This window comes from Sphingomonas sp. SP2, from assembly GCF_058313385.1.
In genome coordinates this window covers 1,845,371-1,855,424 of sequence record NZ_JBZFLD010000001.1, presented here as the reverse complement: position 1 = coordinate 1,855,424, position 10,054 = coordinate 1,845,371, and the positions used below count along the sequence as shown (strand labels likewise).

Annotated in this window: 14 protein-coding genes and 2 other RNA genes; 9 read left to right on the top strand and 7 right to left on the bottom strand. The window is 67.3% G+C overall.

All coding sequences use genetic code 11. From position 1 onward, the window contains the following. Positions 1–10: 10 nt before the first annotated feature. The gene (locus tag AC4GYU_RS09395; protein ID WP_491086624.1) at positions 11–619 is read right to left on the bottom strand and encodes a superoxide dismutase; all 609 of its coding nucleotides are present in this window, start codon (positions 617–619) and stop codon (positions 11–13) included. Between the two features lie 78 nt (positions 620–697). Next, entirely contained in the window at positions 698–1,744 is a 1,047-nt protein-coding gene (pspF, locus tag AC4GYU_RS09390; protein ID WP_491086623.1) for a phage shock protein operon transcriptional activator, read from the bottom strand. A gap of 154 nt (positions 1,745–1,898) precedes the next feature. Between pspF and pspA the strand changes: the two genes are divergently transcribed. The 8 genes from pspA (at position 1,899) to AC4GYU_RS09350 (ending at position 5,114) form a co-directional block, all read left to right on the top strand. After that, positions 1,899–2,567, top strand: coding sequence for a phage shock protein PspA (pspA, locus tag AC4GYU_RS09385; RefSeq protein ID WP_491086622.1), 669 nt, complete (start codon positions 1,899–1,901; stop codon positions 2,565–2,567). 4 nt (positions 2,568–2,571) lie between these two features. Then, positions 2,572–2,901, top strand: a complete 330-nt coding sequence (pspB, locus tag AC4GYU_RS09380) for an envelope stress response membrane protein PspB (protein WP_491086621.1) — start codon at positions 2,572–2,574, stop codon at positions 2,899–2,901. Then, complete coding sequence (gene pspC, locus AC4GYU_RS09375) at positions 2,901–3,290, top strand: envelope stress response membrane protein PspC (RefSeq protein ID WP_491086620.1); 390 nt, start codon at positions 2,901–2,903, stop codon at positions 3,288–3,290. Before pspB ends, pspC begins: the two co-directional genes overlap by 1 nt. 13 nt (positions 3,291–3,303) lie before the next feature. Next, complete coding sequence (locus AC4GYU_RS09370) at positions 3,304–3,627, top strand: hypothetical protein (protein WP_491086619.1); 324 nt, start codon at positions 3,304–3,306, stop codon at positions 3,625–3,627. Between the two features lie 5 nt (positions 3,628–3,632). Beyond that, the gene (locus AC4GYU_RS09365) at positions 3,633–3,920 is read left to right on the top strand and encodes a hypothetical protein (protein ID WP_491086618.1); all 288 of its coding nucleotides are present in this window, start codon (positions 3,633–3,635) and stop codon (positions 3,918–3,920) included. After that, positions 3,921–4,196, top strand: coding sequence for a hypothetical protein (locus AC4GYU_RS09360; protein ID WP_491086617.1), 276 nt, complete (start codon positions 3,921–3,923; stop codon positions 4,194–4,196). Positions 4,197–4,263: 67 nt separating this feature from the next. Further along, positions 4,264–4,674 (top strand): SufE family protein, encoded by a 411-nt coding sequence (locus tag AC4GYU_RS09355; RefSeq protein ID WP_491086616.1) that lies wholly within the window; start codon positions 4,264–4,266, stop codon positions 4,672–4,674. Beyond that, complete coding sequence (locus AC4GYU_RS09350; RefSeq protein WP_491086615.1) at positions 4,671–5,114, top strand: PaaI family thioesterase; 444 nt, start codon at positions 4,671–4,673, stop codon at positions 5,112–5,114. Before AC4GYU_RS09355 ends, AC4GYU_RS09350 begins: the two co-directional genes overlap by 4 nt. 19 nt (positions 5,115–5,133) lie before the next feature. On the opposite strand, the gene AC4GYU_RS09345 is transcribed toward AC4GYU_RS09350, so the two are convergent. The 5 genes from AC4GYU_RS09345 to AC4GYU_RS09325 all read right to left on the bottom strand — a co-directional run bounded on the left by AC4GYU_RS09345 (position 5,134) and on the right by AC4GYU_RS09325 (position 9,881). After that, positions 5,134–5,670 carry a J domain-containing protein gene (locus AC4GYU_RS09345; RefSeq protein WP_491086614.1) on the bottom strand — a complete coding sequence of 179 codons (537 nt, stop codon included), beginning with the start codon at positions 5,668–5,670 and terminating at the stop codon, positions 5,134–5,136. A 29-nt stretch (positions 5,671–5,699) separates the two neighbouring features. Then, positions 5,700–6,078, bottom strand: an RNA gene (gene rnpB / locus AC4GYU_RS09340) — RNase P RNA component class A. Positions 6,079–6,101: 23 nt separating this feature from the next. After that, positions 6,102–7,709 (bottom strand): long-chain fatty acid--CoA ligase, encoded by a 1,608-nt coding sequence (locus AC4GYU_RS09335; protein WP_491086613.1) that lies wholly within the window; start codon positions 7,707–7,709, stop codon positions 6,102–6,104. A gap of 137 nt (positions 7,710–7,846) precedes the next feature. Then, complete coding sequence (locus AC4GYU_RS09330; RefSeq protein ID WP_491086612.1) at positions 7,847–8,170, bottom strand: YbaB/EbfC family nucleoid-associated protein; 324 nt, start codon at positions 8,168–8,170, stop codon at positions 7,847–7,849. Then, complete coding sequence (locus AC4GYU_RS09325; protein WP_491086611.1) at positions 8,163–9,881, bottom strand: DNA polymerase III subunit gamma/tau; 1,719 nt, start codon at positions 9,879–9,881, stop codon at positions 8,163–8,165. The genes AC4GYU_RS09330 and AC4GYU_RS09325 overlap by 8 nt, the downstream gene beginning before the upstream one ends. A 73-nt stretch (positions 9,882–9,954) precedes the next feature. Between AC4GYU_RS09325 and ffs the strand changes: the two genes are divergently transcribed. Beyond that, positions 9,955–10,052: signal recognition particle sRNA small type (ffs, locus tag AC4GYU_RS09320), an RNA gene on the top strand. Positions 10,053–10,054 lie beyond the last annotated feature (2 nt).

Below are 10,054 nucleotides of genomic sequence, written 5' to 3'. Positions count from 1 at the left end.
CGCTAGTCGCTTAGCGGGCCGCAGCCAGGCGCTCCGCCGCCTTGTCCCAGTTCACCACATCCCACCACGCCTTGAGATAATCGGCGCGGCGGTTGTTGTAGGTGAGATAGTAAGCGTGCTCCCAGACGTCGTTGCCGATGATGGGGATGCCCTTCACCTCGGCGATGTCCATCAGAGGATTGTCCTGGTTGGGGGTCGAGGTGACCTGGAGCCCCTGCCCCGGTACCGCGACGAGCCAGACCCAGCCCGAGCCGAACTGGCCGGCGCCGGCGGCGTTGAACTTCTCCTTGAGCGCATCGAGGCCACCGAAGGCGCTGTCGATGGCGCTGGCGAGCTCACCCGACGGGTTGCCGCCGCCCGGGGTCATCGTTTCCCAGAAGAAGGTGTGGTTCCAGTGACCGCCGCCATTGTTGCGGACGACCTTGGGGCCGGCATCCGCACCGGCGACCAGTTCCTCGAGGCTCTTGCCCTGGAGCGAGGGATCGCCCTCGACCGCTTTGTTGAGATTGTCGACGTAGGTCTGATGATGCTTGTCGTGATGCAGCTTCATCGTCTGTGCGTCGATGGTCGGCTCCAGCGCCGCATAATCGTACGGCAGCGGCGCGACTTCGAAAGCCATGGTCTTCTCCCTGTCGGATGATGTCGGGTGCCATGTGGTTGGGGGGCGGAGCGAAGTCAACGCAGGCCCGCCGCTCGGTCAGGCCGGTTCGGCGTCCATCAGCTTGTGGCGCTTCAGCGCATGGCGGAGCTGGTCGTAGCTGAGCGAGAGCGCGGCCGCGGTCGCGCGCTGGTTGAAGCGGTTCGCGCGCAGCGCTTCCTCGAGGATCTGGCGTTCGAACGTCGTGACCGCGGCGCGGAAGTCGCTGGTATAGGTCGAAGGCATGGCAGGCGCCGCCGGCGTGGGCTCGGCGGGCTGCTCGCCGGCGTCGGCCGGGACGGACGCGGGTCGTTCGCCCTGCGCGCCCAGCGACCAGGGTGAGGAGAAGGGATCGAACTGGATCGCCGCGATCGGACTTTCGGGATCGTCCCAGCGATAGACCGCGCGCTCGACCACGTTGCGGAGCTCGCGAACGTTGCCGGGCCAGGGATAGCGTTCGAGCGCGACGTGGGCCTCGGGCGAGAAACCCGGCCAGCCGCCCCATTCGAGTTCGGACGCCATGCGCCGACCGAAATGTTCGGCCAGCAGAGGCACGTCACCCGAGCGGAGCCGGAGCGGCGGCAAGGTGACGACCTCGAAGCTCAGCCGGTCGAGGAGATCGGCGCGGAAGCGGCCCTCGTCGACCAATTTGGGCAGATGTTCGTTGGTGGCGGCGACGATGCGGACATCGACCTTCACCGGGCGCGAGGCGCCGATCCGGGTGACCTCGCCATATTCGACCGCGCGGAGCAGCCGGTCCTGCGCCGGGCTCGACAGCGTCGCGAGTTCGTCGAGGAACAGGGTGCCGCCGTCGGCTTCCTCGAAGCGGCCCTTGCGGGTCTTGGCGGCGCCGGTGAACGCGCCGGCCTCATGCCCGAACAATTCGGCCTCGATCAGATTTTCTGGCAGCGCGGCGCAGTTCATCGTCACCAGCGGCCCTGCCCAGCGCGAGGACAGGTGGTGAAGGCGCTCGGCGATCAGCTCCTTGCCGGTCCCGCGCTCGCCGATCACCAGCACCGGGCGGTTCAGGGGCGCAGCACGGCTCGCCCGCTCGACCGCGTCGAGAAAAGCAAGGCTCGAACCGATGAAGTTCTGGACGCGCGCCACGGGGTCGAGTTGGTGCAAATTTCCAAGTCTTGGCAAGCGATTTCAGGCAGACCGACGAACGGCGGGAGCACAAACGCCGGAAAACCGGTATTGGCACATCCCCTGCATATCCCAATTCAGGCAGGGACCCCACGACGTGTGAGGTATATTTAGAATGAGCATCTTCTCCCGAACCCGGGACATCATGGCCGCCAATCTGACCGAGCTTCTCGATCGGGCCGAAGACCCGTCGCGGATGATCCGGATGGTCATCCTCGAGATGGAAGAGACGTTGGTCGAGGTTCGCGCGTCGGCCGCCCGGAGCATCGCGGATGCCAAGGAAATGCGCCGCGCGATGGTCCGGCTCGAAGGGCTGACCGACAGCTGGACCGAGAAGGCCGAGCTGGCGCTTAGCAAGGGCCGCGAGGACCTCGCCAAGGCGGCGCTGATCGAGCGCCAGAAGGCGGCCGACATGGCCAAGGGGCTCGAGGAAGAGGTCGCCGTGATCGACTCCACCCTCAAGGCCTATGAGGCCGACATCGCCAAGCTCCAGGGCAAGCTGCGCGAGGCGCGCTCGCGCCAGAACGCCATCTCGACCCGGATCGAGAGCGCGGTGACCCGCGCCAAGGCGCGCGAGATGCTGAACGGCAGCCGGACCGAGGACGCGTTCAGCCGCTTCGAACTGCTCGAGCGCCGGGCCGACTTCGCCGAAGGCCGCGCCGAGGCGCTCGGCATGACCGGTCCGAAGAGCCTCGAGGAAGAGATCGCCGACCTCCGTGCCGAGGAAGCGGTCGACAAGGAATTGGAAGCGCTGAAGGCGCGCCTCGCGAACAAGGGGGAATAGAGTAGTGGAAGAGGTTCTGATCCCGGTGATGGTCGTCGCGATCCTGTTCATCGGATTGCCGTGGCTGATCATGCATTACGTCACTCGCTGGAAGACGGCGGCGACGCTGACCGGCGGCGACGAGCAACTGCTCGAGGAGCTGCACGATCTCGCCCGGCGGCTCGACGACCGGCTCTGCTCGATCGAGCGGATCATGACCGCCGAGAATCCCAACTGGCGCCAGCAGTGCGCGCCCGACCGGCCGCAGCTTGCGGGCCGCGACAGCATGGACCTCGACATCGACGCCGAGCTCGCCCGCCTGTCCGAGCGCAGCCGGATCCGGGAGGCCCGCTGATGAGCGTCCAGCCCGCGACCCGCACGCGCTTCTACAAGGACAAGCGCAACGGCAAGGTGATGGGCGTCTGCGCCGGCATCGCCGACTATACCGGCGTCGACGTGGCGGTCGTCCGGATCCTGATGTTCCTCGCTCTGTGGCTGAGCGGCTTCTCGATCCTCCCGGTCTATTTCATTGCCGGCTGGATCGCCGAGGACCGCCCGCGCGAGCTGATGAACGACAGCCCCGAGGACCAGCGCTTCTGGCAGCAGGTCCGCGCCTCCCCGGCCCGGACCGCGCGCGAGATCCGCGCCAGCCTCAAGGCGATCGACCGCCGCCTCGGCGATGTCGAGAGCTATGTCCTCACCAACAATCGCAGTCTCGCTCGCGAGATCGAGCAACTCCGCTAGGGAGCCAGGCACGATGGACGACAAGATCCAGATCATCAGCGTGGTGTTTCCGTTCATCGCGACCATCGTCGCGATTGCCATCGGCGGCTGGGTGATCACCACCTGGTTGCGGATCAAGAACGGCTATCCGCTCGACGGCGCGTGGGGCCAGGCGCTCCACCCCATCAAGAGCAAGGAAACCGAGGAGCGGGTGAAGCTCCTGACCCAGGAGAATGCGCAGCTCCGCGCCGAGCTCGGCTCGATCAAGGACCGGCTCGCCAATGTCGAACGGATCGTCACGGACGAAGGCAGCCGCCTCGCCCGCGAGATCGACCAGCTCCAGCTGACAAGGAACTAGTAGCCATGAGTCCTCTCATGATTCCGATCATCGGAATGATGATCCCGATCGTCGCCATCCTCGCCAAGGTCGTGATGCGCGCGATGGAGATGAAGGAGCGGCAGATCACCGCCATGGGTGAGAATACCGCCGAGAAGGCCGCCCAATATGCGAGCCGCGTCGCCGAGCTCGAGCAGCGGGTCCGGGTTCTCGAGCGGATTGCGACCGACGGCGGGATCCATACCGCGGCGCAGATCGAAGCGCTGCGCGACAGCCCTGCTTCGTCCGACCTCGTGCGTGAGAAAGTGCTGTAGATGAACCCGTTCGAATTTCTGCTGCTGTTGATCGGCATGGTTTTCATCTTCCAGCTGATCAAGGCCAGGGGTGGCCTGCGCGGTGGCCGTCTTGACGGACGGCGCGACCGGATGAACGGCCTCATTCACAGCGCCGCCTCCGAGGACAGTGCCGAGACGCGCATGCTGCGCGACGAGGTCCGCGAGCTCAAGGAGCGCATCCACGTGCTCGAGCGGATCACGGTCGAAAAGGAAAACAGCCTCGCCCGCGAGATCGACGACCTGCGCAACAAGTGATCCTGTCGTCCCTGCCGGCGCAGGGACGACGCTTTTCTCCGCAGCCGGCTTTCCCTAAGGCCGGGCCATGCCCCTCCCCGCCCTTGCCGCCATTCTCGACGATTACGAACTGCTCGACGGCGAGGAACGCTACCGGCTGCTGATCGACCTCGGGCGCGACCTCGAGGAAATGCCCGAGCCGCTCAAGACCGACGCGAGCAAGGTGCGCGGCTGTTCGGCGAGCGTGTGGGTCTATCCGACGCAGGCCGAGGGCGGCCGCCTCCATTTCCTCGCCGACAGCAATGCCGCCATCACCAAGGGCATCGTCGCCTTGGTGCTGAGCGCAGTGCAGGACCGCCCGGCGAGCGAGATTGCGGCGATGGACATTGCCGGAGCGCTCGCGCCGTTCGACCTGTCGCGCCAGCTTTCCTCCAACCGGACCCAGGGCATTCCCAACATGATCGCGCTGATCCAGGACACGGCAAAGCGCTACGCATGAGCGACTTTCGCGACGGCGTGACGGCTCCGTTCGACCCCGCCGCCTTCTTCGCGATGGCGCGGCGGGTCGGACATGGCCGCGCGCTCGGTCTCGAATATCGCGCCCATGGCGACAATTGGGTCGAGCTGGCGCTGCCCTGGCGGCCCGAGCTGGTCAGCATTCCCGCCAGCGGCGTGATGGCGACGGGCGCGATCGTCAGCCTGATCGACACCTGCTCGGGGACTTCGATCTGGCAGGCGCTCGGCGGCTTCCGGCCGGCGGTGACGCTCGACCTGCGGCTCGACTATCTCCGTCCTGCGGCCAAGGGCGAGACCGTCATCGCCCGCTGCGAATGCTACAAGCTGACCCGGCAGATCGCCTTCGTCCGCGGGGTCGCCCATGGCGGCGACGAAAGCCGCGCCATCGCGCACAGCGTCGCCACCTTCATGACGGTCGACTAGAGCGAGACGAAAGCGGCGGTCACTTCGCCGCTTCGCGCCGTTCCTCGGCCTTCTTCAGGACATCGTAGGCGGCCTGGATCGCCTGGAACTGCTTGGCCGCGTCCTCGTCCCCCGGCTTGAGGTCGGGGTGGCTTTCCTTGGCGAGGCGACGGTGGGCGGCCTTGATGTCGGCGATGCTCGCGTCGCTGTCGAGCTCGAGTACCGACAAGGCCCGCATTTCCTCGCGGCTGCGGGTGCCGTCGCCCGGACCGCCCCACTGCCAGTGCGCGCTCTGCTTAAAGCCATTGGCGCCGCGCTGCTCGTCGGCTTCGCGCGCCGCGGCTTCGGCGGCCGAGAGATTGGCGAAATAGTCCCAGTTCTTGTTATATTCGGCGGCGTGCGCTTCGCAGAAGTGCCAGCGCTCGGGGCTGTTGGGCGCCTTGGGGGCCGGACGGTCGCCGGGTTCGGTGCAACCCTCGCGGTCGCACAGGCGGATGCGCGCCGCATCCCGCCCCTTGTCGGCATAGGAACGCCAGCGGGGAAAGCCCCAGTCATTGGATCGGGTGGAACGCGCCATTGCCTGCCTAACTAGTGGTCGGCGGTGAAAGTGCCAGAGGGCCTGTAAGCCGGGTTCTGTCCACCGCCTTGCGGCGGCTGTGCGGCCATTCCTCTCGGCCGGCGCTTGCGCGACGGCTCCAGCAATCAACCCGGGCGGCGAGCCGGAACAGGCCCATGTGCCACCCCTATTCGATCTTGCACCCGGTGGGGTTTACCGTGCCGGCTGCCGTTGCCGGAGCCGCGGTGCGCTCTTGCCGCACCCTTTCGCCCTTACCGCCCCGAAGAGCGGCGGTCTGCTTTCTGTGGCACTGTCCCTGACCCCGGCATAAGCCGGGGCCGCCGGGCGTTACCCGGCACCGTTATTCCGTGGTGCCCGGACTTTCCTCGGCGGGGAACAAGTCCCCGACGCGGCCGCCCGGCCCTCTGGCGAGGGCGCCGATAGCAGAAAGCCTAACGCCCGACCATCGCCTCGGCGGTGGGCAGGACGTAATTCTTCCACTGCTCGCGAAGCGTCTTCTTGCTGAGCTTGCCGGTGGCGGTGTGGGGAAGCTCCTCCACGAACTCGATCGCGTCGGGCATCCACCAGCGGGCGATGTGCTTCGCCAGATGCTCGCGGATCGTCTCGGCATGGACGTCGCTGCCCGGGCGCCGGACGATCAGCAGCATGGGCCGCTCGTCCCATTTGGGATGGGCGATGCCGATCGCGGCGGCCTCGGCGACGCCGGGCACGCCCACGGCCGCATTCTCGAGCTCGATCGAGCTGATCCACTCGCCACCCGACTTGATCACGTCCTTGGCGCGGTCGGTGATCTGCATGGTGCCGTCGGGATGGAGCGCGGCGACGTCGCCGGTGTCGAACCAGCCGTCGGCGTCGGTCGCGTCCTGTTCTTCCTTGAAGTAGCGCTGGACAATCCAGTGGCCGCGGGTCTGGAGCCGCCCGGTGGCGACGCCGTCGCGCGGAAGGACATTGTCCTCGTCGTCGACGATCCGGAGCTCGACTCCGAACGGGATCCGGCCCTGGCGGCAGATGAAGTCGACCTGCTCCTCGTCGGTCATCTCGTCCCAGTTGGACGGCGGCGTGCCGCAGGTGCCGATCGGGCTCATTTCGGTCATGCCCCAGGCGTGGCCGACGCTCACCCCCTTGCTCCGAAACCATTCGATCATCGCGCGCGGCGCTGCCGAACCGCCGATCGAGACGCTCCTCAGCGATCCGAGGTCGGCACCGGTGCGCTCGATATGGTCGATCATGCCGAGCCAGACGGTCGGCACGCCCGCCGAATGGGTCACCCCTTCCTCGCGGAACAGGTCGCACATCTGCTGCGGGCGATAGTCGGCCGACAGGACCAGTTTCGCGCCGACCATCGGTGCCGCCCAAGGGACGCCCCAGGCATTGGCATGGAACATCGGGACGATCGGAAGGACAGTGGTCCGCCCCGACAGTTCGAACACGTCGGGGCTCACCTCGACCAGGGTATGAAGCATCGTCGAACGATGCTCGTAGAGGACGCCCTTGGGATTGCCCGTTGTCCCGCTGGTGTAGCAAAGGCCGCAAGGATCGCGTTCGTCGCCCTCGACCCAAGCGAAATCATCGTCGTTGCCGTCGATCCAGGCGCGAAACTCGCCATCGTCCATGCAAACATAATGTTCGATGGTCGGCCACTGGCCCTTCATCTTCTCGACCAGGGGCGCAAAAGCCTTGTCGTAGAGGAGCACCCTGTCCTCGGCATGATTGGCGATAAAGGCGAGCTGGTCGGGAAAGAGTCGCGGGTTGATGGTGTGGAGCACCCCGCCCATCCCGATGGTGCCGTACCAGCTGGTCAGGTGATGGGCGTGGTTCATCGCCAGCGTCGCGACCCGGTCGCCCTTGGCGATGCCGAGGCCGGCCAGGCGCTTGGCCATCCGCCGCGCATCGCTTGCGACCCCCCGCCAGTTGGTCCGGGTGATGCTCTCGTCGGCCCAGGCACTGACGATCTCGCGGTCGCCATGCTCGCGCTCGGCATGGTCGACGAGACGCATGACCCGCAACGGCCAATGCTGCATGGCGCCGAGTGGATGCATGTGTCTGTCTCCTCCTGATCGAGGAGAGTGGCGGCAAGGAGCCGGGTGTCAAGCGTGGTCACGGCGGAGGCCGGGACCTCAGGAGGCTGGCGCTCGACCGACCGAGGCCCCGGCCTTCGCCGGGGCGACGGCAGGGATCAGAACGGCATCTGGAAGCCCGGGGGGAGCGGCAAAGTGGCGCTCATCTTCTGCATCTCGGCGGCGGCAGCCTGGTCGGCCTTGGCGCGGGCATCGTTGAAGGCGGCGGCGACGAGATCCTCGACCATCGTCTTTTCCGACGGAACGAGAAGGCTCTCGTCGATCGAGATGGCGATGATGCGGCCCTTGGCTGAGCAGCGCACCTTGACCAGGCCCCCGCCCGACTGGCCCTCGACCTCGATCTTGTCGAGGCTGTCCTGCGCCTTCTGGAGTTCGGCCTGCGCATTTTGCGCCATCTGCATGATTTCTTCGAGGCTAGGCATGGGATGAATCCTTGTGGGTGACGGTTTCGAGGGTGGCGCCCGGATATTGGGCGAGGATGGCGGCGACCGGCGGTTCGGCGAGGATCGCCTCGCGGGCGCGGTCCTCGGCCATCTTGTCCTGCGCCTGGAGCGAGGGCTGTGCCTCGCCGTCGCCGAGCGTGACCTGCCAGCGCTCGCCGATCACCGCGCGGATGTCGTCGGCGAGTTCGCGGGCGAAGGTCGCGCCGAGCGGCTGGAGCGGCTTCAGCACGAGATCGGGCGGCGCATAGCTGACCAGCCCGACCTGATTGTGAAGCTGGACCGCGCGAAGTGCCTTGCCGCCGTCCTCGAGCGCCTTGACGAATTCGCGGTAGGTGGCGGGCGCGGTCGGTTGCGGCTCGGGCTGTGCGGCCGGCGGCGGCGGTGGCGCAACGGGCGTCTGTGCCGCCGGAGCGCTTCGAGAAGGTGCCGGACCACGAGACGCCGGCGACGCCGAGCTCGTCTCGCCCCCATCCTGCAGACGGGCGATCAGCGCTGCGGGATCGGGAAGTTCGGCGGCATGGATGATCCGCAGCAGGACCATCGCCGCGGCTTCGTTGGGGTCGGGCGCAGCGGCGACGTCGGCCAGACCCTTCAGGAGCAACTGCCACAGGCGATGAAGCTGCGACCAGCCGAGGCTCGCGGCTAGCTCCTCGCTCGCCTCGCGCTCTTCGGCGCTGGCGAGCGGATCGGCCCCGCCCCCGGCCTTGGCCCGCGAGGCGGAATGAAGCTGTTCCATCAGCCCGCGGAGAAGCGCGGTGGGGTCAATGCCGAGCGCCTGCGCCTCGTCGAGCTCGGCGAGCGCCGCCCCGGCATCGCCGGAAAGGAGCACCGCGAGCAGGCGGCGGATGCGTCCGCGGTCGGCAAGGCCGAGCATGTCGCGCACGGCGGCGCTGGTGACGACCCCGGCGCCATGCGCGATCGCCTGGTCGAGCAGCGACAGGCCGTCGCGCGCCGAACCTTCCGCGGCACGCGCGACGAGCGTCAGGGCGTCGGGTTCGATCTCGACCTGCTCGATCTCGGCGATGCGGCGGAAATGATCGACCAATTTCTCGGCCGGAATCCGGCGAAGGTCGAAGCGCTGGCAACGCGACAGCACGGTCACCGGAACCTTGTTCACCTCGGTGGTGGCGAACAGGAACTTCACGTGCGCGGGCGGCTCCTCGAGCGTCTTCAACAAGGCGTTGAAGGCGTTCTTCGAGAGCATGTGGACTTCGTCGATGATGTAGATCTTGAAGCGCGCGCTGACCGCCGAATAGCGCACCGCCTCGATGATCTCGCGGACGTCGTCGACGCCGGTGTGGCTCGCGGCGTCCATCTCGGTGACGTCGATGTGGCGCCCCTCGGCGATCGCGCGGCAGAGCTCGCACACGCCGCAAGGGTCGATCGTCGGGCCGCCGTTCCCGTCAGGACCGATGCAGTTGAGCGCCTTGGCGACGAGCCTTGCGGTCGAGGTCTTTCCCACCCCGCGCACCCCGGTCAGCAGGAAGGCGTGGGCGATGCGGCCGCTGGCGATCGCATTGCCGAGCGTTCGGACCATTGCCTCCTGCCCGATCAGCTCGGCGAAGCTCTGCGGACGATATTTGCGGGCGAGCACCCGGTAGGGCGACGCCCCCGCGCTCTTCTCCAGCGGCTGCGCAGGAAGGTCGAGCCCAAGGCCGGGTTCGTCGTGGCGCGATTCGTCGTCGGTCATCGCGGATGGTTGTAAGCGGCGGGGCGAGGCTGCGCCACTTCTTGCGCTCCGGCCCATGTCCCGCCATATGCGCCGCGGGAGTCGGGCGGACGGAGCCGTCGCCAACCTGGTCAGGTCCGGAAGGAAGCAGCCACAACGATTTCGTTCCGGGTCGTTCCGGCTCCCACCCTCGG